Annotated in this window: 31 protein-coding genes; 27 read left to right on the top strand and 4 right to left on the bottom strand. The window is 66.6% G+C overall.

Translation table 11 applies throughout. The features are described from left to right. Position 1: 1 nt before the first annotated feature. The 4 genes from argS to A176_RS17585 form a co-directional block, all read right to left on the bottom strand. Positions 2–1723, bottom strand: a complete 1722-nt coding sequence (argS, locus tag A176_RS17600) for an arginine--tRNA ligase (RefSeq protein WP_002637387.1) — start codon at positions 1721–1723, stop codon at positions 2–4. Positions 1724–1798: 75 nt separating this feature from the next. Further along, positions 1799–3505, bottom strand: coding sequence for an ATP-binding response regulator (locus tag A176_RS17595; protein ID WP_002637386.1), 1707 nt, complete (start codon positions 3503–3505; stop codon positions 1799–1801). 101 nt (positions 3506–3606) lie between these two features. Next, on the bottom strand, positions 3607–4338 hold the full coding sequence (locus A176_RS17590; RefSeq protein ID WP_002637385.1) for a HEAT repeat domain-containing protein: 732 nt from the start codon (positions 4336–4338) through the stop codon (positions 3607–3609). A 91-nt stretch (positions 4339–4429) separates the two neighbouring features. Further along, entirely contained in the window at positions 4430–5599 is a 1170-nt protein-coding gene (locus A176_RS17585) for a DnaJ C-terminal domain-containing protein (RefSeq protein ID WP_002637384.1), read from the bottom strand. Positions 5600–5711: 112 nt separating this feature from the next. Here A176_RS17585 and A176_RS17580 point away from each other — a divergent pair, with 112 nt between their 5' ends. From A176_RS17580 to secY, 27 genes are all read left to right on the top strand, one after another. Further along, positions 5712–6410, top strand: coding sequence for a hypothetical protein (locus A176_RS17580; RefSeq protein ID WP_002637383.1), 699 nt, complete (start codon positions 5712–5714; stop codon positions 6408–6410). After that, positions 6407–6901 carry a ribosomal protein S18-alanine N-acetyltransferase gene (gene rimI, locus A176_RS17575; protein ID WP_002637382.1) on the top strand — a complete coding sequence of 165 codons (495 nt, stop codon included), beginning with the start codon at positions 6407–6409 and terminating at the stop codon, positions 6899–6901. The genes A176_RS17580 and rimI overlap by 4 nt, the downstream gene beginning before the upstream one ends. A gap of 221 nt (positions 6902–7122) precedes the next feature. Further along, positions 7123–7494 (top strand): 30S ribosomal protein S12, encoded by a 372-nt coding sequence (gene rpsL, locus A176_RS17570; RefSeq protein ID WP_002637381.1) that lies wholly within the window; start codon positions 7123–7125, stop codon positions 7492–7494. 152 nt (positions 7495–7646) lie between these two features. Then, positions 7647–8117: a 30S ribosomal protein S7 gene (gene rpsG, locus A176_RS17565; protein WP_002637380.1), complete on the top strand. Its 471-nt coding sequence runs from the start codon at positions 7647–7649 to the stop codon at positions 8115–8117. A gap of 144 nt (positions 8118–8261) precedes the next feature. Beyond that, positions 8262–10337 carry an elongation factor G gene (gene fusA / locus A176_RS17560; protein WP_002637379.1) on the top strand — a complete coding sequence of 692 codons (2076 nt, stop codon included), beginning with the start codon at positions 8262–8264 and terminating at the stop codon, positions 10335–10337. A 144-nt stretch (positions 10338–10481) separates the two neighbouring features. Further along, positions 10482–11672, top strand: coding sequence for an elongation factor Tu (gene tuf / locus A176_RS17555; protein ID WP_049872326.1), 1191 nt, complete (start codon positions 10482–10484; stop codon positions 11670–11672). A gap of 200 nt (positions 11673–11872) precedes the next feature. Further along, positions 11873–12181: a 30S ribosomal protein S10 gene (gene rpsJ / locus A176_RS17550; protein ID WP_002633608.1), complete on the top strand. Its 309-nt coding sequence runs from the start codon at positions 11873–11875 to the stop codon at positions 12179–12181. Positions 12182–12234: 53 nt separating this feature from the next. Beyond that, complete coding sequence (gene rplD, locus A176_RS17545) at positions 12235–12858, top strand: 50S ribosomal protein L4 (protein WP_002633607.1); 624 nt, start codon at positions 12235–12237, stop codon at positions 12856–12858. Beyond that, positions 12855–13148, top strand: coding sequence for a 50S ribosomal protein L23 (locus tag A176_RS17540; protein ID WP_002633606.1), 294 nt, complete (start codon positions 12855–12857; stop codon positions 13146–13148). Before rplD ends, A176_RS17540 begins: the two co-directional genes overlap by 4 nt. Positions 13149–13182: 34 nt before the next feature. Beyond that, positions 13183–14028 (top strand): 50S ribosomal protein L2, encoded by an 846-nt coding sequence (gene rplB / locus A176_RS17535; RefSeq protein WP_002633605.1) that lies wholly within the window; start codon positions 13183–13185, stop codon positions 14026–14028. Positions 14029–14037: 9 nt separating this feature from the next. After that, positions 14038–14325 (top strand): 30S ribosomal protein S19, encoded by a 288-nt coding sequence (gene rpsS, locus A176_RS17530; RefSeq protein ID WP_002633604.1) that lies wholly within the window; start codon positions 14038–14040, stop codon positions 14323–14325. Between the two features lie 35 nt (positions 14326–14360). After that, positions 14361–14705 (top strand): 50S ribosomal protein L22, encoded by a 345-nt coding sequence (rplV, locus tag A176_RS17525; RefSeq protein ID WP_002633603.1) that lies wholly within the window; start codon positions 14361–14363, stop codon positions 14703–14705. 41 nt (positions 14706–14746) lie between these two features. Then, positions 14747–15409: a 30S ribosomal protein S3 gene (rpsC, locus tag A176_RS17520; RefSeq protein ID WP_002633602.1), complete on the top strand. Its 663-nt coding sequence runs from the start codon at positions 14747–14749 to the stop codon at positions 15407–15409. A gap of 66 nt (positions 15410–15475) precedes the next feature. Next, complete coding sequence (gene rplP, locus A176_RS17515) at positions 15476–15895, top strand: 50S ribosomal protein L16 (protein WP_002633601.1); 420 nt, start codon at positions 15476–15478, stop codon at positions 15893–15895. Between the two features lie 45 nt (positions 15896–15940). Then, on the top strand, positions 15941–16153 hold the full coding sequence (gene rpmC / locus A176_RS17510; RefSeq protein WP_082207202.1) for a 50S ribosomal protein L29: 213 nt from the start codon (positions 15941–15943) through the stop codon (positions 16151–16153). Positions 16154–16235: 82 nt separating this feature from the next. Next, on the top strand, positions 16236–16562 hold the full coding sequence (gene rpsQ / locus A176_RS17505; RefSeq protein WP_002633599.1) for a 30S ribosomal protein S17: 327 nt from the start codon (positions 16236–16238) through the stop codon (positions 16560–16562). A 67-nt stretch (positions 16563–16629) separates the two neighbouring features. Then, the gene (gene rplN, locus A176_RS17500) at positions 16630–16998 is read left to right on the top strand and encodes a 50S ribosomal protein L14 (RefSeq protein WP_002633598.1); all 369 of its coding nucleotides are present in this window, start codon (positions 16630–16632) and stop codon (positions 16996–16998) included. Positions 16999–17041: 43 nt separating this feature from the next. Continuing rightward, positions 17042–17377, top strand: a complete 336-nt coding sequence (gene rplX / locus A176_RS17495; RefSeq protein ID WP_002633597.1) for a 50S ribosomal protein L24 — start codon at positions 17042–17044, stop codon at positions 17375–17377. 181 nt (positions 17378–17558) lie between these two features. Then, complete coding sequence (gene rplE / locus A176_RS17490; RefSeq protein ID WP_002633596.1) at positions 17559–18212, top strand: 50S ribosomal protein L5; 654 nt, start codon at positions 17559–17561, stop codon at positions 18210–18212. A gap of 27 nt (positions 18213–18239) precedes the next feature. Further along, a complete protein-coding gene (locus tag A176_RS17485) occupies positions 18240–18425 on the top strand; it encodes a type Z 30S ribosomal protein S14 (protein ID WP_002633595.1) in 186 nt (61 codons plus the stop codon). Between the two features lie 188 nt (positions 18426–18613). Next, entirely contained in the window at positions 18614–19030 is a 417-nt protein-coding gene (gene rpsH / locus A176_RS17480) for a 30S ribosomal protein S8 (protein WP_002633594.1), read from the top strand. A 64-nt stretch (positions 19031–19094) separates the two neighbouring features. After that, positions 19095–19661: a 50S ribosomal protein L6 gene (gene rplF / locus A176_RS17475; RefSeq protein WP_002633593.1), complete on the top strand. Its 567-nt coding sequence runs from the start codon at positions 19095–19097 to the stop codon at positions 19659–19661. 108 nt (positions 19662–19769) lie between these two features. Beyond that, positions 19770–20126 carry a 50S ribosomal protein L18 gene (gene rplR / locus A176_RS17470; protein WP_002633592.1) on the top strand — a complete coding sequence of 119 codons (357 nt, stop codon included), beginning with the start codon at positions 19770–19772 and terminating at the stop codon, positions 20124–20126. A 22-nt stretch (positions 20127–20148) separates the two neighbouring features. Next, positions 20149–20670, top strand: coding sequence for a 30S ribosomal protein S5 (gene rpsE / locus A176_RS17465; RefSeq protein WP_002633591.1), 522 nt, complete (start codon positions 20149–20151; stop codon positions 20668–20670). Positions 20671–20673: 3 nt separating this feature from the next. Beyond that, the gene (gene rpmD, locus A176_RS17460) at positions 20674–20943 is read left to right on the top strand and encodes a 50S ribosomal protein L30 (RefSeq protein ID WP_002633590.1); all 270 of its coding nucleotides are present in this window, start codon (positions 20674–20676) and stop codon (positions 20941–20943) included. A gap of 20 nt (positions 20944–20963) precedes the next feature. Then, a complete protein-coding gene (gene rplO, locus A176_RS17455; protein ID WP_002633589.1) occupies positions 20964–21491 on the top strand; it encodes a 50S ribosomal protein L15 in 528 nt (175 codons plus the stop codon). Positions 21492–21625: 134 nt separating this feature from the next. Next, positions 21626–22972 (top strand): preprotein translocase subunit SecY, encoded by a 1347-nt coding sequence (gene secY / locus A176_RS17450; protein ID WP_021781407.1) that lies wholly within the window; start codon positions 21626–21628, stop codon positions 22970–22972. The last annotated feature ends 75 nt before the right edge of the window (positions 22973–23047 follow it).

The raw sequence follows: 23047 nt of genomic DNA, 5'->3' as shown, positions 1-23047 counted from the left end.
GCTACATGTTGTCGGGCGTGGGAATGCCCAGCAGCGTCAGTCCCGCGGCCAGCGTAACCCGAGCGGCGTCAATCAGGGCGAGTCGTGCAGAACGCAGCGCGTCATTGCCTTCGACGTTGATGCGCTTGTCCCGCTCCTGGTTGCCGAGCGTGTAGTAGCGGCTCAGCGCGGAGGCCACGTCGAGCAGCAGTCGGGCCACGAGGCTGGGCTCGTACTGCTCCGCCGCGTCGCGCACCACCTCGGGCAGGCGCATGATTTCGCGCACCAGGGCCTGCTCCTCGGGGAGCGTCAGCAGCGCCGCGTCATAGCCGGCGGGGGCGCCGCCGCCCTTGCGCAGCACGTTGACGGCGCGCGCGTGGGCGTACTGGAGGTAGGGGCCGGTGTGGCCTTCGAAGCTGAGCACCTCGTCCCAGTCGAAGGTGTAGTCGCTGGCGCGCTTGTGCTTGAGGTCGCCGAAGGCAATGGCGCCCAGGGCGATCTGCTCGGAGAGCGCGTCCGCGTCATCCGTCTGGATGCGGCCGGCCTCCAGGTTCTCCCGCACCTTGACGGAGACGCGCTCCTTCGCCTCGTCCAGCACGTCGTTGAGCTGCACCACCTGGCCCTTGCGCGTGCTCATGCCGTGGATGCGGCCGAACGCGACGTGGACGGTGCGGTCCGCCCAGGGCAGGTCCATCTCCTTGAGCGTCCGGAACACCTGCCGGAAGTGCAGCGCCTGGTCCTGCGCGACGACGTACAGCGACTTGTCGAACTGGAAGCGCTCGTACCGGTCCTGCGCGGCGGCCAGGTCCCGCGTGGCGTACAGCGTGCTGCCGTCGTTCTTCTTCAGCAGGATGGGCGGCTCGTTCTCCGCGTAGGGCAGGTCGACGATGAGCGCGCCCTGCGACTCCTTCACGCCGGGCTTCTTCGCGATCTGGTCGATGACCGCGTCCATCTTCCCCTGGTAGCGGCTCTCGCCTTCGATGTGCTCGAACTCGATGCCCATCCGCGCGTAGATCTTCTTGAAGCCCTTGATGCTCGTGTCGCGGAACTGGTTCCAGAGCTTGAGGGCCTCGGCGTCACCGGCCTCCATGCGACGGAAGAAGGCGCGGGCCTTCTCGTCGAACTCGGGCTCGGCTTCGGCGCGCTTGTTGGCCTTGACGTACACCTCCACCAGGTGCGCCATGTCGTCGATGCGGGCCGGGTCGCCGTACTCCTGGAAGCCCACGGCCACGAGGCCGAACTGCTTGCCCCAGTCGCCCAGGTAGTTGATGCCTTCCACCCGCCAGCCCAGCGCCCGGTAGATGTTGGCGATGCAGTGGCCCAGGAACGTCGTGCGGATGTGGTGGAAGCCAATGGGCTTGGCGATGTTCGGCGACGAGTAGTCGATGGCCACCGTCTTGCCACGGCCCGCGTCCGCGTCACCGCCGTAGCGGATGCCCGCGCCGCGAGCGGCGTCGATGACCTCCGCCGTGAAGGGCAGGGGGGCGAAGCGCGCGTTGACGTACGGACCCACGGCCTGGATTTCCAGCCCGGGGACGCTGAGCGACTGCGCCAGTCCTGCGGCGATGGCGGGCGGGGCCTTCTTCTGGGCCTTGGCGAGAGGGAAGGTGGCGAAGCTGAGGTCGCCGTGCGCCGGATCGGCGGGCTTGACCTGGGCTTCGATGTCGGTGGCCGGCACGCCCAGGGCCGTGGCGAGGGCCTGGGCGAATGCGGCGCGGTAACGGGAGTAGACGGATGTGCTCATGGGACTGCGCGGATACTAGACAAACCGAGGTGGCTTCCGGCCACCTCTTGTGCGCGCCCGTCGCGAATCCGCCACCTAGGGAACGGCGGGGGCTCGCCGGCTGGGCCGGACGACCGCGGAAACGGTGTCCAGCAGCTTGGGCAGGTTGAGGGGCTTCTCGAAGAAGCCGTCGATGCGCTCCAGCCCCTGGCCCGCCGTGAGGGACGCCACCTCGGTGGCTCCCGAGATGATGTACACGACGATGTCCGCCAGCGACTCGTTGCCACGGATGTAGCGGAGCACCGACTGCCCGTCCTCCTCGCTCAGCCGCAGGTCGAGCAACACCATGGCCGGCCGGATGTGGGAGAGGATGGACCGCGCCTCGGAGGCGCCCGAGGTGGCCATCACCCGGTAGCCCTCCTGCTCCAGCACCTGTTGGAGCACCTCGCGGCAGTCCGCGTCGTCCTCCACCAGGAGGATGCCGCCGGACTTGGGCGCCGCCTGCGCCATCTCCGGCGCGCTGACGGCGCCGGCGAACATTGGCAGCACCATCTGGAACGTGCTGCCCTCTCCCAGCACGCTGGCGCTCTCCATCCGCCCGCCATGCAGGGCGACAATCTTCCCCACCAGGGGCAGCCCGAGCCCGGCGCCCGGCGGCCGGGGCATGCCCGGCGTGGCGCGGTAGAAGGCATCGAAGACGTGCTCCAGCGACTCGCTGGACATGCCCGGCCCGCTGTCCTTGACGGTCAGCATGGCGAGCCCGTCCTCCGCGGCCACGCGCACCTCGACGGTGTCATCCGCCTCGCTGTGGTGGATGCCGTTCTCCACGAGGTTGTGGATGGCCTCGGCGATGCGCTCGCGGTCGCCGCGGACGAAGACCTCGGGGCAGGGGGGAATGACGACGCGCACCTTGCAGTGCTCCGCCAAAGCCCCCAGCGAGCGCACCACTTCCTCCGCCACGGCCTTGAGGCCGAAGGGGCGCTGGTTGAGCTGCATCTTCCCGGACTGAAGCCGGGACATGAGCAGCAGGTCGTTCACCATGCGCAGCATCCGGTCCGAATTCCGGTCGCAGATCTGCACCGCGCGCCGCTGGGCGTCCGTGAGGGGCCCCAGCTTCTCGCGGCCCATCATCGCCAGGTAGGACTTGATGGTGGTGAGCGGGTTCTTCAAGTCATGCGAGACGTTGCCCAGCAGCTCCTCGCGGTTCTGCTCCAGGCTCTTGAGGCCCGCGATGGCCGTCTGCAGGTCCTTGTTGCGTCGCGCGCTGTCGTCACGCAGGCGCGCCACCTCGTAGGCGGCGGTGAGCTGCGCGGCCAGGGACTGCAGCAGCATGTCGGAGGGCTCGCGACGGGCGCCCAGCACCACCAGGACACCGCCCACGCCCTGGGGGCCCTCGAGCGGCACGGCGATGGTGTCACCCTCGCGCAGCAGGGCCTTCTGGGAGAAGGACTGTCCCACCACCCCTTCGCCCGGGACGGCGGCGGTGACGCGGTCATCGTAGCGGCCGCGCACGTGCTCGACGTGGAGCTGCTCCCGGGAGGGGAAGTAGCGCGCCACGTAGCAGACCTTCGGCTTCAGCAACGTGTGCAGCGTCTGGAGGTGGGAGCGGAGCGCCTCGGTGGGCCCCGCGTTGTCCGTCAGGTGCCGCGCCATCTCCAGGAGGGCGCGGTGAGCGGCATCCCCATCCACGGGAGGAACCGGCTTCACCGCACGCTTCTTGGGAGCAGCAGCCTTCTTCGCGACCTTCGCAACCGGACGCAGCGGAACGACTTCCGCCAGCGTCCCCTTCTTCTTTGAGCGCACGGGGTGAATCCTCGCTCAACTTCCGCGAGCCTGTGAACGGCCCCGGCCCTCCAAGGCCTTCCGGAGGACAGTGGCCGTGTCACCTGGACGACAGCCGGGGCTCAGGCCCGGCGCTGGATGCGCTGGTCGTTCCCCAGGGCGTAGGGCTCCACGAGGAGGGGCTGCACCTTCTCCTGGTAGCCCTCCACGGAGAAGCCGCCCTCGGCGAGCGCGCTCAGGGCCGACGTCTGGACCCGGCGGGCCGTCTCGTCGGCGGTGAGCAGCTTCAGCATGGGCTCGCGCGCCGGCTCGTACTTGAAGGCGCCGAGCGCCTTGAGCGCGGCGATCTTCACGTCGTCGGACATGTCCTCCAGGAAGGGCACCACCACGGGGGGGATGCGGGCGTCCTGGCTCCCGGACACGTGGTGGAGCAGCACCACCTTCTTCTCCGGGTTGCGCGTGTAGTGGGCGGACAGGTGCTGGAGCGCGTCCACGCAGGCGGTGATGACCTGGTCGTCGGACGTCAGCTCGCCGAGCAGCCGCAGGGCCCACGACGCGGCCTGTTCGCTGGTGCGGAGGAACTCGAGGATGGGCGGAACGGCCACGTCCTTGCCGAAGCTCTTCACCAGCTCGAAGGTGTGCTCCTTCTCGTCAGCGTCCGTGGTGAGCGGATCCACGGTGAGGGTGAAGCGGGCCAGCAGCACCGAGACGGCCTCGGGAATCTTCATTTCGCCGAGCTGCTGGATGGCCTTCTGCCGCGTCGCCGGGTCTCCGTACTTCTGGGTGACCTTGGGCTTGAGCTTGAGGGCTTTCTCGGGGCCCGAGCCGCCTGTGATGAAGTCAAAGAGGCCCATGTTCGCGTGTGCTCCGTAGGGTTCGGCGGCGTGAAGAGGTGGGGCGCCGTCCGTCTATGACGGTGCGGCGTCCAGGACAAGAGGCAAGAGGCTAGAGCGTCAGCTCGCGGCGGACGTCGCCCTGGTAAGCCCGGGCGAGGGCCTCCGCGGCGGCCTTGGCTTCCGCGGTGGTCTCCTCGGGGACCTTCACCTGGAGGTGGAGGTACAGGTCACCCTGGGCCCCGCCCTTGAGGGAGGGGACGCCGCGGCCTTTCAACCGCATCCGGCGGCCCGACTGGGAATGGGGGAGCACCTTTACGGTGACTTCCCCCTGGAAGGTGGGGACGCGGACGTCCGCGCCCAACAAGGCCTCGGAGACTGTCACGGGCAGGTCGAGGTGCAGGTCGTCGCCCTCCCTGCGCACCAGGGGGTGCTCGGCCACCTCGGTCTCGATGTAGAGGTCCCCGGGAGCCCCGCCCCGGCTCCCCGCCGCGCCCTGGCCCGCGAGCCGGACCTTGGAGCCCGACTGGACACCCGCGGGAATCTTCACCGTCAAGCGGGCCTGCTCCTCGCGCACGCCCGTGCCGTTGCATTGGGGGCAGGGCGGGGCGGCCTTGCCGGTGCCGTGGCAGTTGGGGCACGCGCCCCCACTGCCGAACAGGCTCCCGGACCGGCGGGACCGGCCGGTGCCATTGCAGACGGTGCAGGTGGACACGGTTCCCGACGTTCCCCGGCCGCTGCACGTGGAGCACCGTCCTGGCCGGGTGAGGGAGAGCTGACGCTCCGTTCCGGACACGGCCTCGGCCAGGCTGAGCTGGACGCGGGCGGTGAGGTCCTCGCCTCGTTCCGGCCCGGCGCTGCGGCCGCGTCGGCCGAAAATCTCGCCAATGTCGAAGCCCCCTGGCGCGCCACCCGCGCCGCCCCGGCCCCCGAACAGGTCGCCAAAGAGGTCGCCCAGGTCGACGCCCTCGCTCCCATAGGGAATGCCGCCCGCGCCCGCGCTCCCGGCCGAGGATTTGTAGGCCCGGTAGGCCTCCGCCTTCTTCTCGTCGAAGCCAATCTTCTCCGCGTCGGGCCCGAACTCGTCGTAGAGCTTGCGCTTCCGGGCGTCCGACAGCACCTCGAACGCGGCGCTGACTTGCTTGAACTTCTCCTCGGCGGCCTTGTTGCCCGGGTTGACGTCCGGGTGGTACTTGCGTGCCAGCTTGCGGTACGCCTTCTTGACGTCCTCCGCAGAGGCCGACCGGTCGACGCCGAGGATCTGGTAGTAGTCGTCCGCCATTTGTTCCCGCCGTGGTGTGCCCGTTTGAACGTAACCAGCCGGTAGGGACGCGCCAGCACGGACTGTTCGAAGCGTGCGAGATGTATAAAGTCGCCGGAGGATGAGGGAGCCCATGTCACCGCCTCGCCGGCCCGGAGCGGATACCCTGTGGCTGGCGGGCTGGCTCTCGCTGGTGCCCGTCGCGGGCGCCGCGGCCACGCCCCCGTCCGCGGTGGAGGGTCGGGTGGCGGACCGCGTGGTCGCCATCATCGAGGGGCAGGTCCTCACCCTGAGCGAGCTGCGCTTCGAGGCCCGGGTCGCGCTCGTCCAGCGGGGAGGGATGCAGGCCCTGGACCTCCCGCTCGATGAAGACACCCTCCGAGGCGCCCTGGAGCTCGTCATCAACCAGCGGGTCCAGGTCCTGAACGCGGACCGGCTCCAGGCGTTCCCCGCCGAGCCCTCCGACGTCCAGGCGCGGGTGGCGGCGTTCCAGGCGGCGGTGGGCGGGGCGGCGGCCCTGAAGCAGTTCCTGGTCCGGCACGACGTGGATGCACGGGGGCTGGAGCAGGTGCTGTCCCGGGGGCTGCGGGCCGAGCGCATCCTCGACAGCCGCATCCGGCTGAGGGCCCAGGTGGGCGAGACAGAGGTCCGCCGGCACTTCGAGCAGCACGCGGACGAGTACGCGGAAGGCTACGAGGCCGCGCGCACCCGCATCCGGGAGAAGCTGGTGCGGGAGCGGTACGGAGCGCTGGCGGCCGAGGAATTGGCACAGGTGCGAGCCTCGGCGCAGGTGCGCCGCGTGGCGCCCTTTGCCCGGGAGGCAAGTCGATGAGGCGGATGCGCGAGGAGTCGGCGCCGGGTGCTCGGCACGGCTACATCATCCGGCAGATGATGGTGGAGGACCTGCCCGCCGTCATGGCGCTGGAGCAGGCCGCGTTCAAGAACCCCTGGTCCCAGGACCTGCTGAAGCGGGAGCTGCAGCATGAGTGGTCCACCATCCTCCTCGTGGAAGAGCCACGGGAGGAGGAGGGCCCCGAGCTGCTGGGGCTGGCCATCTTCTGGATCGTCCACGACGAGGTCCACGTGCTGAACGTGGCCACCGCGCCCAGGCACCGTCGCCGGGGCGTCGCGCGCGCCGTCATGGACGAGGTCCTGGAGCGGGGGCGTGCCCGGCGCTGCACCCTGGCCACCCTGGAGGTGCGCAAGAGCAACGAGGCCGCGCTCCAGCTCTACCGTGCGTTTGGCTTCCGCCCGGTGGGCATCCGCCCGAACTACTACGTGGACGAGGGTGAGGACGCGGTCGTGATGGTCCTCGACTTCTAGGCGCACGCGGAGTAGAGGACCGCCCCGTTGTAGACCAGTCGTGCGCAGGAGCGTCGAAGCTGGGAATGTGACCTGGGATCCTGGCCGGTTGTAGGCAAGGGTCAGGCCGTGCTTGACACGGATAGGCCCCTTCCTATACTCGCGCGCCTTTCCGTAGTCCTGTAGGTAGATATGCGCCGCTTTTTGTCTTGGGCGGCGACGAACCCGAAGAAGAGGTATCAGTGCCGACCATTAGCCAGCTGGTCCGCAAGGGCCGCGAGAAGCTCGTCGTCAAGGGCAAGAGCCCCGCGCTCAAGGAGTCCCCTCAGAAGCGTGGCGTCTGCACCCGCGTGTACACCACGACCCCGAAGAAGCCGAACTCGGCCCTCCGCAAGGTGGCCCGTGTTCGTCTGACGAACGGGATCGAGGTCACGTCCTACATCCCCGGCGTGGGTCACAACCTCCAGGAGCACTCGGTGGTGATGATTCGCGGTGGCCGTGTGAAGGACCTCCCGGGCGTCCGCTACCACATCGTCCGTGGAACGCTGGACTCCGTGGGTGTCGCGGGCCGCAAGCAGAGCCGCTCCAAGTACGGTGCGAAGCGCCCGAGCTGATCGGCGTCTCGCGGATCACCTTCTGAATCGCAGTGTCCGGACGCGTCGCCCCACACCCTGGGGAGCGTCCCAGTGAAGTTCCTCCTGCAGTACATGAAGCCCCGAGAGTGCTCTCCCACGTGGAGAATGGGGCGTAAGGGAAGAGAGAAGAGATGCCTCGCCGTCGCGTAGTCGCCAAGCGCAAGATTCTTCCGGATCCGAAGTTCCAGGACCGGCTCGTCACCAAGTTCGTCAACGACCTGATGCGGAAGGGCAAGAAGTCCATCGCGGAAGGCGTTTGCTACGGAGCCTTCGCCCTCATCGAAGAGCGCGCGAAGGAAGATCCCCTCAAGACCTTCAAGAAGGCCCTCGACAACGTGAAGCCGGTGCTCGAGGTCAAGAGCCGCCGCGTCGGTGGCGCCACCTACCAGGTGCCCGTCGAGGTCCGTCAGGACCGCCGCGTCGCCCTCGGCATGCGTTGGATCATCAGCTACTCCAAGGCGCGTGGCGAGAAGACCATGCAGGAGAAGCTGGCCGGCGAGATCATGGACGCCGCCAACAACCGCGGTAACGCGGTGAAGAAGCGTGAAGACACGCACAAGATGGCGGAGGCCAACAAGGCCTTCGCTCACTACCGCTGGTAGGCCCTCGAGGCTTCGCGGTCGCCGCCCGGATGCAGAGGATGCATCCGGGCGGTTTTGTTAGGTGGAGCAGGTTCTCTGAAATCGTCCGGCCGGCAGGTGTCGAGGCCTTGGGCCCGCCCTTCCTACCAGGAGAGGTATTGAGTCATGGCCCGTGAGTACCCCCTCGAGCGCTACCGCAACATCGGCATCATGGCGCACATCGATGCCGGCAAGACGACGACCACAGAGCGCATCCTCTTCTACACCGGCGCCATCCACCGGATGGGCGAGGTGCACGAAGGCAACACCACCACCGACTGGATGGTGCAGGAGCGCGAGCGTGGCATCACGATCACGTCCGCCGCGATCTCCGCCTTCTGGAACCGGCGTGACCAGCGCTACCGCGTGAACATCATCGACACGCCGGGGCACGTGGACTTCACCATCGAGGTGGAGCGCAGCCTGCGCGTGTTGGACGGCGCCATCGCCGTGTTCGACGCGGTGAACGGCGTGGAGCCGCAGTCCGAGACGGTCTGGCGCCAGGCGGACAAGTACAAGGTCCCCCGCATCTGCTTCATCAACAAGATGGACCGGGTGGGCGCTGACTTCGAGATGTCCGTGGGCACCATCCGCGAGAAGCTGGGCGCGCGTGCGGTCCGCATGCAGCTCCCGCTGGGCGCGGAGGACAAGCACCGCGGCGTCATCGACCTGCTGAAGATGAAGGCCCTGGTGTTCCAGGACTCGGAGCAGGGGAGCCGCTACGACGAAACGGACATCCCCGAGGAGCTGCGGGACGAGGCGGATGCCGCCCGCGCCGAGCTGCTCGAGGCCGCCGCCGAACAGGACGACGCGCTCACGGAGAAGTTCCTGGAGGGCGTGGAGCTGACCGAGGACGAGGTCCGGGCCGCCATCCGCAAGGGCTGCGTGGGCCTGAAGCTGTTCCCGGTGTTCTGCGGCTCGGCCTTCCGTCACAAGGGCGTGCAGCCGCTGCTGGACGCGGTGGTGGACTACCTGCCCAGCCCGCTGGAAGTGCCCCCCATCCACGGCAAGACGCCCAACGGCGAGGACGCCGTGCGCGAGACGCGGGACGACGCGCCCTTCAGCGCGCTGGCGTTCAAGATCATGAACGACCCCGCGTTCCAGTCCCAGACGCTGACGTTCCTCCGCGTGTACTCGGGCAAGCTGGAGGCGGGCTCGGCGGTGTGGAACGCGGTGAAGGGCAAGCGCGAGCGCGTCAGCCGGCTCGTGCAGATGCGCGCCGACAAGAAGGACGAGCTCACCGAGTGCTACGCCGGTGACATCTGCGCGGTGGTGGGCCTGAAGCTGGCCGGCACGGGCGACACGCTCTGTGACGACAAGCACCCCATCGTCCTGGAGCGGATGGAGTTCCCCGAGCCGGTCATCGACATCGCCATCGAGCCGAAGTCCACGGCGGACCAGGACAAGATCCTCCAGTCCCTGCAGCGGCTGGCCATGGAGGACCCGTCCTTCCGCGTGAAGACGAACGAGGAGACGGGGCAGACGCTCATCGCCGGCATGGGCGAGCTCCACCTGGAAATCATCGTCGACCGGCTCCTGCGCGAGTTCAAGGTCGACGCGAACATCGGCAAGCCCCAGGTGGCCTACCGCGAGACGGTGACCTCCCAGGTGGAGATGGAAGGGAAGTACATCCGTCAGACGGGTGGCCGCGGCCAGTACGGCCACATCTGGCTGCGGGTGGCGCCCAACGAGCCGGGGATGGGCTTCTCCTTCGAGAACAAGGTCACCGGTGGCGCGGTCACGAAGGAGTTCGTCGACGCCGTGAAGGCGGGCTGCGCCGAGGCCATGCAGAACGGGCCCGTGGCGGGCTACCCCATGGTGGACGTGAAGGTGGAGGCCTTCGACGGCTCCATGCACGACGTCGACTCGAGCGAGATGGCGTTCAAGATCGCCGGCTCGCTGGCGTTCAAGGACGCCGTGCGCACGGCCACGCCCGTGCTGCTCGAGCCCATCATGAATTGCGAAATCGTCACGCCCGACGACTTCATGGGCGATGTAATTGGTGACCTGAACGGCCGCCGCGGGAAGGTCCTGGGGATGACGCCCCGGCCCGGTCGGGTGCAGGCCATCCAGGCACAGGTCCCCCTGGCGGCCATGTTCGGTTACTCGACCGACCTGCGCAGCCGCAGTCAGGGAAGGGCGACGTACACGATGCAGTTCAGCCACTACGCGCCCGCGCCGAAGTCGGCGCTCAACCGCTGAGTGGGCTCCGCCCGGCGGAGGGCCTGCCGGGCGATTTCAGTTGACGTTGTGGCAGCTTTGGAGCAGGACGCAGCACCTTCGCAGTTGTTTTCCGCGAGTCGAGACGTGCCGGGCTTCGGACCGGCAACCCCGTGAGGAGAGGCCATGGCCAAGGAAAAGTTCGAACGTAACAAGCCCCACGTGAACATCGGCACGATCGGACACGTGGACCACGGCAAGACGTCGCTGACGGCCGCCATCACCAAGGTGCTGGCGAAGACGGGCGGTGCCACCTTCCTGGCGTACGATCAGATCGACAAGGCGCCGGAGGAGCGTGAGCGCGGTATCACCATCTCCACCGCGCACGTGGAGTACCAGACGTCGAACCGGCACTACGCCCACGTCGACTGCCCGGGTCACGCCGACTACGTGAAGAACATGATCACGGGCGCGGCGCAGATGGACGGCGCCATCCTGGTGGTGTCGGCGGCGGACGGCCCGATGCCGCAGACGCGCGAGCACATCTTGCTGGCGCGCCAGGTCGGCGTTCCGTACATCGTGGTCTTCCTGAACAAGGTGGACATGCTGGACGACCCCGAGCTGCGCGAGCTCGTGGAGATGGAAGTCCGGGACCTGCTGAAGAAGTACGAGTTCCCTGGCGACGACATCCCCATCGTCCCCGGCTCGGCGCTCAAGGCGCTCGAGGGTGACACCAGCGACATCGGCGAGCCTGCCATCCTGAAGCTGATGGAGGCGGTGGACAGCTACATCCCGACGCCTGCGCGCGCGACGGACAAGCCCTTCCTGATGCCGGTGGAGGACGTGTTCTCCATCTCCGGCCGCGGCACGGTGGCCACGGGTCGCGTGGAGCGCGGAATCATCAAGGTCGGCGAGGAAGTGGAAGTTGTCGGTCTGCGTCCGACGCAGAAGACGGTCGTCACGGGCGTGGAGATGTTCCGCAAGCTGCTGGACCAGGGCATGGCGGGCGACAACATCGGCGCGCTGGTGCGTGGCCTGAAGCGTGAGGACATGGAGCGCGGCCAGGTGCTGGCGAAGCCGGGCAGCATCACCCCGCACACCAAGTTCAAGGCGCAGATTTACGTGCTGTCGAAGGAAGAGGGCGGCCGTCACACGCCGTTCTTCAAGGGGTACCGTCCGCAGTTCTACTTCCGCACCACGGACGTGACGGGCTCGGTGAAGCTGCCGGACAACGTCGAAATGGTGATGCCGGGCGACAACATCGCGATCGAGGTGGAGCTCATCACCCCGGTGGCCATGGAGAAGGAGCTGCGCTTCGCTGTTCGCGAGGGCGGCCGCACGGTGGGCGCCGGCGTCGTGGCGGAAGTCGTCGAATAAGTGTAAACCCCCAACGGCTCCCTGGGTTCCCATATGGGGAATTCTCAGGGAGCTGGTGGGAATCCAGTTGCACACCCTGGGGCGGGATGGTAGACACCGCGCCCCTTCGTTCTGAAGAAACGGCTCTGTGAAATCCAGGGGATGTCGGTCGTAACGCCCTCCCGCGGCTGTGCAGAGTTCGTCCAAAGAGGTTCTTGCGAATGGCGACACAGAAGATCCGCATCCGGCTGAAGGCGTACGACTCGAAGCTCCTGGACCAGAGTGCGGGTGAGATCGTCGAGACGGCCAAGCGCACGGGCGCGAAGGTGGCCGGTCCGATCCCCCTTCCCACGCGCATCAACAAGTTCACGGTGCTGCGGTCTCCGCACGTGGACAAGAAGAGCCGTGAGCAGTTCGAGATCCGCACGCACAAGCGCCTGCTCGACATTCTCGAGCCTACGCAGCAGACGCTGGATGCGTTGATGAAGCTGGATCTGTCGGCTGGCGTTGACGTCGAGATCAAGTCCTAGGAAGCGGGTGGGCGTTCGAGTGGTTTCACTCCGACCCCCGCGAGGAAAGTGCCATGGCGAAGTTTGACGTTGTCGACCTGGATTTGAAGAAGGTGTCGGAGATCGAGCTCTCCGACGATGTCTTCGGCACCGAGCCGAACGCTCACCTGTTTTACGAGGTGGCGAAGATGCAGCAGATCAACCGGCGCCGCGGCACGGTCGGGGTGAAGAACACCTCGCTGGTCAGCGGCGGCGGCAAGAAGCCCTGGAAGCAGAAGGGCACCGGCCGCGCCCGTCAGGGTTCCATCCGCGCTTCCCACTGGGTGGGCGGCGGTAAGGCGATGGCTCCCAAGGCGCGCGACTACTTCTACCGCCCGCCCCGCAAGGTGCGCCGCGGCGCCCTGAAGTCCGCGTTGTCCCTCCGGGCTCAGGAGAAGACGCTCATCATCCTGGACGGCTTCTCCCTGGATGCTCCGAAGAGCAAGCAGGCCTTCGAGGTCCTCACCAAGCGGCTGAAGCTGCAGAACGCCCTGGTGATCGACGACAAGGGCAACACCAACCTGCACCGCAGCGTGCGCAACCTGGCGAAGTTCGACGTGCTGCCGCCCGAGGGTCTCAACCTCGAGGCTGTTCTCCGGCACTCGCACCTCGTTCTCACGTCCGCGGCCGCGAAGACCCTCGAGGGGGCGCTGTCATGAATCTGAACGACGTCATCAAGGGCCCGCTCATCACTGAGAAGCTGGACAAGGCCCGCGAGAAGTTCCGTCAGTACTCGTTCATCGTCGACCGCAAGGCGACGAAGCACGACGTGGCCCGCGCGGTGGAGACGCTGTTCAAGGTCACCGTCGAGGGCGTGAACACCAACATCGTCCGCGGCAAGATCAAGCGGGTGGGTCGTAGCATCGGCAAGCGGCCCAACTTCAAGAAGGCGGTTGTGACGCTGAAGCAGGGCGACTCGATCGAACTCTTCGAGGGAGGGGCGGCCTGACGCTACGGCGTCAAGCCTGCCTGAGGAACACACCATGGGCATCAAGAAGTACAAGCCGACTAGCGCCGCCCGCCGTCTGATGACGGTGTCCGACTTCGCGGACATCACCAAGGACTCGCCCGAGAAGAGCCTCACCGAGCCGCTCAAGCGCTCCGGTGGTCGCAACGTTCACGGGCACATCACCCGCCGGCACCAGGGTGGCGGCCACAAGCGCCGCTACCGCGTCATCGACTTCAAGCGCCGGGACAAGGATGGCGTCCCCGCGAAGGTCGTGGCCGTCGAGTACGACCCGAACCGCACCGCCAACATCGCGCTGCTGCACTACGCGGACGGCGACAAGCGCTACATCCTCGCTCCGGTCGGTCTGAGCGTGGGTGACACCGTGTTCGCTGGCGAAGGCTCTGACATCCGGCCTGGCAACAGCCTGCCGCTGCAGAACATCCCGGTGGGTACGGTCATCCACAACGTGGAGCTGAAGCCGGGCCGCGGCGCCCAGGTCATCCGCTCCGCCGGCACGTCCGGCCAGTTGATGGCGAAGGAGGACCGCTACGCGCAGGTGCGTATGCCCTCCGGCACCGTCCGCAAGGTGCTCATCGAGTGCCGCGCCACGGTGGGCCAGGTCGGCAACATCGAGCACGAAATCATCCGTATCGGCAAGGCGGGTAAGAGCCGCTGGCTGGGCATCCGTCCCACCGTCCGCGGTCTGGCGATGAACCCGGTCGACCACCCGCACGGCGGTGGTGAAGGCAAGTCCGGTCAGGGTAACCCGCACCCTGTGTCCCCTTGGGGCAAGAAGACCAAGGGTCTCACCACGCGCACCAACAAGCGCACTGACAAGTTCATCGTCTCAGGCCGCCGCCAGGGCGCGCGCAGCCAGTAAGAGGATTCCATGGCTCGTTCGATCAAGAAGGGTCCGTTCGTCGACGACTTCCTCGTGAAGAAGATCGAGGACATGATCAAGACGAACAAGAAGGCCGTCGTAAAGACGTGGTCCCGCCGCTCCACCATTCTTCCGGAGTTCGTGGGTCACACCTTCGCGGTGCACAACGGGAAGAAGTTCATCCCGGTGTTCGTCACGGAGAACATGGTTGGCCACAAGCTCGGCGAGTTCGCCCCGACGCGTACGTTCGGCGGTCACTCGGCGGAGAAGAAGGTCGCCAAGGCCCCGGGCAAGTAGCCTGGCGCATTGCCTGAGAGCCTGAGGAGAAGACCATGGAGTCGACTGCACATCTGCGTTTTCTGCGCATGAGCCCCCGCAAGATTTCCACCGTTGCGGAGCTCATCCGGGGCAAGCCTGTCGAGGCGGCCCTCAACATCCTGAAGTTCACCAAGCGCGCCGCGGCCAAGCCGGTGGAGAAGCTCATCAAGAGCGCCGTGGCCAACGCGACTGACAAGTCCAAGGGTCAGGTCGACGTGGACACGCTCTACGTGAAGACCATCTCCGTGGACCAGGGCCCCACCCAGCGCCGGTTCATGCCGCGCGCCATGGGCCGGGCCACCCCGATCAAGAAGAAGACGGCCCACGTCCACGTGGTGCTCGCCGAGGCGAAGAAGTAGGACCCGTCGGGCCCTGCCCGGACGCTTCAAGGAGAATCACGTTGGGACAGAAAGTTCATCCGATCGGGTTCCGGCTTGGTGTCATCAAGACCTGGGACTCCAAGTGGTTCGAGCACAAGAACTACGCGCAGTGGCTTCACGAGGACATCCGCATCCGCGAGTTCGTGAAGAAGTCGCTGAACCACGCGGGCGTCTCCAAGGTGGAGATCGAGCGCGCGGCGAACAAGGTGAAGGTCAACGTCCACACCGCGCGGCCGGGCATCGTCATCGGCAAGCGTGGCGCGGGCATCGAGACGGTGAAGAAGGACCTCCAGCAGTTCACGAAGAACGAGGTCTTCCTCAACATCGTCGAGGTCCGCAAGGCCGAGACCGACGCGCAGCTCGTGGCCGAGAACATCGCCACGCAGCTTGAGCGCCGCATCGCCTTCCGCCGTGCCATGAAGAAGGCCCTGCAGACGGCGATGAAGTTCGGCGCCAAGGGCATCCGCGTGGCCTGCTCGGGTCGCCTCGGTGGCGCGGAGATGGCGCGTTACGAGTGGTACCGCGAGGGCCGCGTGCCCCTGCACACCCTGCGCGCGGACATTGACTACGGTTTCGCCGAGGCGAAGACGACCTACGGCAAGATCGGCTGCAAGGTCTGGGTCTGCAAGGGCGAGGTCCTCCCGGGCAAGGGTGGCCAGGCCCCCATGCCCTCCAACCGGTAATTAGCCCACCCGCGCCGGGCGCTCCCCAAAGGGGTGCCCGGGGCAGGGCGGCGAAGGACAGCGACGATGCTTCAGCCTGCTCGTACGAAGTACCGCAAGATGCACAAGGGCCGCATGCCTGGCAGTGCCCACCGGGGTAGCGACATGACCTACGGTGAGTACGGCCTGATGAGCCTCCAGCCGGGGTGGATCACCTCTCGGCAGATTGAGGCGGCTCGTATCGCGATGACGCGTCACGTCAAGCGTGGCGGCAAGATCTGGATCCGTATCTTCCCGGACAAGCCCATCACCAAGAAGCCCGCCGAGACTCGAATGGGTACCGGTAAGGGTGGCGTGGAGTACTACGTCGCGGTGGTGAAGCCCGGCCGCATCCTCTATGAGATGGAGGGTATGACGCCGGAAGTGGCCACCGGAGCGCTGAAGTTGGCGCAGGCGAAGCTGCCGGTGCTCACGAAGATTGTGAAGCGGGCGGACCTGAGCCTCTAAGGCACCGAGCGGCGGGAGCGGGTCTTCACGACTGCTTCCGCTCGCATGGAGAGTGAAATGGCGACTGCGAAGGAACTGAAGGAACTGTCGGCGGATGACCTGAAGCAGCGCGCGGCCGAACTGCGCGAGACGCTGTTCCAGGACCAGCTGAAGCGTCGGACCGGTTCGCTGGACAACCCGGCGGAGCGCACCACGCACCGACGGGACCTGGCGCGGGTTCTGACCGTGCTGACCCAGAAGACGAAGGCCCAGGGCTGAAACCCACGACTCCAAGCGCGCTCAGGTGCTAGAGGAGCGCGTGCGGCCATCCGGGCAGGAGCGCCCGGGTGCATGAGAGACAGTGAGAGAGAAGATGGCTGAAGCGACCGAGACGCAGGCCCCCGCGACTTCCACCCGTGGCCGTCCCAAGACGCGCGTGGGGATCGTGACCTCCAACAAGATGCAGAAGACGGTGGTCGTCACCGTCCAGCGCCGGGCTCCCCACCCGAAGTACGGGAAGATCATGAGCCTGCGCGAGAAGTACAAGGCGCACGTGGAGGACCACGACTACCCCAAGAAGATCACCATCAACGAGGGTGATCGGGTCCGGATCGCCGAGACCAAGCCGACGTCGAAGGACAAGCGTTGGCGCGTGGTCGAGGTGCTGGAGAAGAGCAAGAACGTCTAGCACGCATGCCCCTTCCGCGCGGCCGTGAGGCCCCGCGGGATGGTCACCGGCGATAGGAGATTTCCAGATGATTCAGATGACGAGCGTGCTCGACGTGGCGGACAACTCGGGCGCGAAGAAGGTGTTCTGCATCAAGGTGCTCGGTGGCTCGAAGCGCAAGTACGCGTCCATCGGTGACGTGATTGTCGTTTCGGTGCGCGAGGCCCTGCCGAACTCGAAGGTGAAGAAGGGTGATGTGGCCAAGGCCGTCATCGTTCGCACCAAGCGCGAGGTGGGTCGCCCGGACGGCAGCTACATCAAGTTCGACGGCAACTCCGCGGTCCTCATCAACAAGGACATGGAGCCCATCGGTACGCGTATCTTCGGGCCAGTCGCCCGTGAGCTCCGCGCCCGCAAGTTCATGAAGATCATCTCGCTGGCGCCCGAAGTCCTCTGAGAGGACAGCAGGCCGGACGGCGAGCAGCCAGAGAGAGGAAGCCATGCAGAAGCTGAAGGTGGGAGACACGGTCCAGGTCATGGCCGGGGCCGAGGCCTCCGAGAAGAACCCGGCGACCAAGCGCGGTAAGGTGCTGAAGATCGATCGCGAGGCGGAGCGCGTGACGGTCGAGGGTCTGCGCCTGGTCAAGCGTCACATGAAGAAGACGCCCCAGAGCCCCGAAGGGGGCATCGTCGAGAAGCCGGGCACGATCGCGCTGGCGAACGTGCAGGTGGTTTGCGTCAAGTGCGACAAGCCGACTCGAGTGGGCATCCGTACTGAAGGTGAAGAGGGCAAGAAGAAGCGGTTCTGCAAGAACTGCGACGCCCTGATTGACTAGGTGTCCGCGTTGGTGCATGTATGCGCGCCCTTTGCCCACCCCGGTGGTGGCGAAGGGCGGGCGTGCAGGCATCGAGGGTCCGTGGAGCAACAGGGGCCCTCGCGGTGTTTCCAGGTTCCATACGAAGGACTGATCGGGCGTGCTGGGTCCACGACGGCGCCCCGAAGCAGAGGACAGGACGATGGCTGACGAGAAGAAGGCCGAGCAGAAGGAAAAGAAGGCGAAGCGCGGCAAGAAGGAAGAAGCCAAGAAGGTTGGCTTTGCCGCGAACATCGAGGAAGGCCTCGAGGCCAAGCCGGCGCGTCTGAAGGTGCGCTTCTTCAAGGAAGGTGTTCCCTCCCTCCTGAAGGAGCTGAACCTGAAGAACCCGATGCAGGTTCCGCGTCTGGAGAAGATCGTCGTCAACATGGGTCTGGGCGAGGCGCTCGCCAACAACAAGATCCTGGAGTCGGCGGTGGACCAGCTCGCCGCGATCACCGGCCAGAAGCCGATCGTGACGCGCGCCCGCAAGTCCATCGCGAACTTCAAGCTGCGTCAGGGCCAGGCCATCGGTGCCGCCGTCACGCTGCGCGGCGAGCGCATGTACGAGTTCATGGACCGCCTCATCACCGTGGCGCTGCCGCGCGTGCGTGACTTCAAGGGCGTGTCCCCGAAGGCTTTCGACGGGAAGGGCAACTACACGCTCGGCGTGCGCGAGCAGATCATCTTCCCTGAGATCAACTACGACCAGATCGAGAAGGTGAAGGGGCTCAACATCAGCTTCGTCACCACTGCGGCCAACGACGAGCAGGGGCTGGCGCTGATGCGTCACTTCGGCATGCCGTTCCGTCAGTAATCCCTCGAGCCAAGGACCCGACGAAACATGGCCAAGCTCTCCAAGATCGCCCAGGCAAAGCGCAAGCCGAAGTTCTCGGTGCGCCAGTACAACCGCTGCCCGCTGTGTGGCCGGCCGCGCGCGTTCCTGCGCAAGTTCAAGATGTGCCGTATCTGCCTCCGCAATCGCGCCCTCCGCGGCGAGATCACCGGCGTCACCAAGTCGTCCTGGTAGCCGGAAGGGCAGGGCGCCTGGCGGAGTGACTCCTCCAGGCGCAACCGCGGTGGCTCCTCTGGGAGCCTCCGCACCGAAGTTCGCAGTTCGCAGTGGCGGTCAGCACGAACCCCCGGGATGGGCCCGGCAGGCGTGGTGGCTGCGAACGCGGGGCGCCCGGACAGGGGCCTCGCTTGAGAAGGTGCTCCATGCCGGTCAATGATCCCGTCGGCGACATGCTGACCCGCCTGCGCAACGCCTCGCGCGCGCGTCACGACAAGGTCGTCATCCCCCACTCGAAGCTCAAGCTCGAGATCATCAAGGTCCTCAAGGACGAGGGCTACATCGGCGAGTACGTGGTCCACGAGCTCACCGTGCAGAACAAGCGCACTGTGTTCCCGGAGATCTCCGTGCAGCTGAAGTACGGTCCGGACCGCGCGCCCGCCATCACCGGTATCCGCCGCGTGTCGAAGCCGGGTCTGCGCCGCTACGCGCCCGCCCGCGAGATTCCGCAGGTCCTGGGTGGCCTGGGCATCTCCATTCTCTCCACCTCGCGTGGCATCATGGTGGATTCCGAGGCCCGCAAGCAGAAGGTCGGCGGCGAGCTGCTCTGCACCGTCTACTAGCCAGCCGCCAGGGAGCGGCGCCCCGCGAGGGTGCGCCCCCCAGGCATACAGGACCGAGGCAACCATGAGTCGGATTGGAAAACTGGCGATCAAGCTTGGCGACAAGACGAAGGCCGTCATCGCCGGCGAGCAGGTCAACTTCGAAGGCCCCAAGGGCAAGCTGTCGGTGAAGCTGCCTGGCAAGGTCAAGGTCGAGATCAAGGACGGCCAGGTGACGGTGCAGCGCGAGGATGACTCGCGCGAGGCGCGCAGCCTGCACGGCCTGACCCGGACCATCCTCGCGAACGCCGCGAAGGGTGTGACCACGGGCTTCGAGAAGAAGCTGGATATCCGCGGCGTCGGTTTCCGCGCCGAGGTGAAGGGCAAGGCCATTCACTTCGCGCTCGGTTACTCGCACCCGGTGGTGTTCAACCTGCCCGAGGGCGTGACGGCTGAAGTCGACAAGGCCCCGCGCAACGAGGACAGCCTGCCCACCGTGGGTCTGACGCTCCGCTCGTCGGACAAGGAAGTCCTCGGCGCGACGGCGGTGAACATCCGCTCGCTGCGTCCGCCCGAGCCGTACAAGGGCAAGGGCATCAAGTACGCCGAGGAGCGCATCCGCCGCAAGGAGGGCAAGACGGGCACGACCTAGTCGTCCCGCCTTTCCTGAGTGTTCCAAACTCCGCCGGGCCCTCGGGGTCCGGTGGCATCATCCGGCGGCGGAAGGCCGCATCGCCGCCGGACGGAAAAGGAAGCAGCCATGCCTACGAAGATCGAAGCCCGTCTCAAGAGGAAGAACCGCATCCGCAAGAAGCTGTCGGGTACGACAGAGCGGCCGCGGCTCACCGTCTACAAGAGCCTCAAGCACATCTATGCGCAGGTGGTGGACGACACCACGGGCAAGACGCTTGCGTTCGCTTCGTCGCTGTCCAAGGACCTGAAGGGTCAGGACGAGGGCGACAAGAAGGCGGATGCGAAGCGTGTTGGTTCCCTGATTGCGCAGAAGTGCAAGGCCGCCAACGTCGAAGCGGTGGTGTTCGACCGCAACGGCTTCCCTTATCACGGGCGCATCGCCGCCGTGGCCGACGCCGCGCGCGAGGCCGGGCTGAAGTTCTAAGAATTCGAAAGGAATCCCCCAAGTGGCAACTCCGATCAATCCGAACGATCTGGACCTCACCGACCGCGTGGTGAATATCAACCGCGTGGCCAAGGTCGTGAAGGGCGGCCGCCGTTTCTCGTTCGCCGCCCTCGTGGTGGTGGGGGACGGCGCCGGACACGTGGGCGTCGGCCTGGGCAAGGCCAACGAAGTCCCCGAGGCCATCCGTAAGGGTGGCGAGAACGCGAAGAAGAACCTGTTCCGCGTTCCGCTCGTGGGTCACACCATTCCGCACGAGGTGCTCGGGCACTTCGGCGCTGGCTGGGTGCTGTTGAAGCCCGCCAGCCAGGGTACGGGCGTCATCGCCGGCGGCGCGGTTCGCGCGGTGCTGGAGGCGGCTGGTATCCGCAACATCCTGACCAAGAGCCAGGGGTCGCGGAATCCGCACAACGTGCTGAAGGCCACTGTCGCGGGCCTGAAGCTGCTGCGCAGCGCCGAGCAGGTCTCGCGCCTCCGTGGCAAGGACGTCGAGCCGGCGAAGCTCGCCGGGGAGCAGAGGGCTTAGTCCATGGCGCTCAAGGTGAAGCTGGTGAAGAGCTTTGCGGGTGCGTCCAGCGACATGCTGGACACCATCCGTGGGCTGGGCCTGAAGAAGTTTGGTGAGGAGCGGATCCTCAAGGACACGCCCGCGATTCGCGGCATGTGGTTCAAGGTGAAGCATCTGGTCACCCTGGAAAACGTTTCTGGCGAGGCGCCGACGCCCAAGCGTCGTAAGCCGGCCAAGGTCGCCCTGCGGGAGCGGGCGATCGCGTATCAGGTCAAGCAGCACCAGGCCTGAGTCACGAGAGGATCGAGACGATGAGCACTTTGAACAAACTGCAGCGTCCGGCGCGCTCGTGGCACCGCAAGAAGCGGGTGGGCCGCGGCCAGGGTAGTGGTCTTGGCAAGACGGCCGGCCGGGGTGGCAAGGGCCAGAAGGCCCGTTCCGGCAACATGCGGTTCGAAGGCTTCGAGGGCGGCCAGAGCCCCCTGCAGCGGCGTCTGCCGAAGTTTGGCTTCACGCCGCCGAACCGGACCGTGTACGCGGTCATCAACCTGTCGGACCTCGAGCAGCACTTCGACGCGGGCGCCACGGCGGACGTGGAGACCCTGCGCAAGGTCGGGCTGGTGAAGGGCCGTTACCACGGCGTCAAGGTTCTGGCGCGGGGCGAGCTGACCAAGAAGGTCACCGTGGTGGTGCACAAGGTCTCCGAGGCCGCGAAGGCCGCCATTCAGAAGGCGGGCGGCGCGGTGGAAGAGATTCCGCTGGTGGCCCACAAGCCGGAGTCCGCCGCCAAGGCCCACGCGGGCAAGGGCGTGAAGGCTCCCCGGCAGCCCCAGGCCTGAGCGTGTCAGGCACGCATCACTTGCTGGTGGTGCGTGCCGTTTCGCTTGTGTAGGCTTCTGCGCCCCTTTCCCGCTCGTGGAACAGGGGCGTTTTGTCGTCCTGGCAGAACCCTCTCGAAGAGGATGGCTACCCTGTGGCTCTGAACGCCTTCGCCAACGTCTTCCGTATCGCTGAGCTGCGCAGTCGGCTCGCGTATACGCTCGCGCTGCTCGCCGTCTATCGCATCGGCATCTTCATCAACACGCCAGGCGTGGACCGTTCGGCGATGAACGCGTTCATGGACGCCCAGAAGCAATCGGGCGGCCTCGTCTCGCTCTTCAACCTCTTCTCCGGTGGCGCACTGGAGCAGATGTCCATCTTCGGTCTGGGCATCATGCCGTACGTCAGCGCGTCCATCATCATGCAGCTGCTGGCGGTCGTCGTGCCCAGCCTGGAGCGCCTCCAGAAGGAGGGCGCGGGTGGCCGGCAGAAGATCAACCAGTACACCCGCTACGGCACGATCGCGCTGTCCATCGTGCAGGGCATCGGCATCTCGCGGTGGCTGGCGTCGCTGGGCCGCTCCGACGGTGGCCAGAGCGGCTTCAACCAGGTGGTCGTCCCCGACGACAGCGTCTGGTTCACGTTCATGACGGTGGTCAGCCTCACGGCCGGTACCGCCTTCATCATGTGGCTGGGTGAGCGCATCACCGAGCGCGGCATCGGCAACGGCATCTCGCTCATCATCTTCGCCGGTATCGTGGCGGGCCTGCTCCCGGGCGCCAAGCAGTTACTGGACCTGACGCGTCAGGATGTCATCTCGGTGGCCGAGGTGCTGGCGCTCGTGGTCTTCATGCTGATCATCATCGCCGCGGTCGTCTACGTGGAGCGCGGCATGCGCCGCATCCCCATCCAGTACGCCAAGCGGATGGCGGGCCGCCGGATGTTCGCGGGCCAGGCGACGTACTTCCCGATGAAGGTGAACACCTCGGGCGTGATTCCGCCCATCTTCGCCGGCGCCGTGCTGTCCTTCCCGGCGACGCTGGGCACCTGGTTCCCGTTCCTGCAGGGGTTCCAGCGGGCCATCGAAGGCAACCTGTGGATCTACAACGGGTTGTTCGTGGTGATGGTCATCTTCTTCGCCTACTTCTACACGGCCCTGACGTTCCGGCCGGACGACGTGGCGGACAACATCAAGAAGCAGGGTGGCTACATCCCGGGCATTCGTCCCGGCCGCCAGACGGCGGAATTCATCGAGCGGGTGCTCAACCGGCTCACGTTCGGTGGTGCCATCTACCTGTCCGTCGTGTGCGTGATTCCGTCCGTCATCAGCGGTCTGCTGGGCGTGCGGTTCACCTTCGGCGGTACGGCGTTGCTCATCGTGGTGGGTGTGGCGCTGGACACGGTGCAGCAGATCGAGGGTCACCTCATCAGCCGTAACTACGAGGGCTTCGCCGGCCCTCGCGGCCCGCGCATCCGGGGCCGGGTGCGCGTGGCGGCCTGAGCCTCCGCGCGGGCGTACCGGGCGCCTCTCCCTGTCGCGGGGAGGGGCGCCTCGTCGTTCCAGGCTGGGTGCAGT

It is taken from the genome of Myxococcus hansupus, from assembly GCF_000280925.3.
GTDB lineage: Bacteria > Myxococcota > Myxococcia > Myxococcales > Myxococcaceae > Myxococcus > Myxococcus hansupus.
Note: the sequence above shows the minus strand (reverse complement) of the source record. Positions and strands in the feature narration are given on the sequence as shown.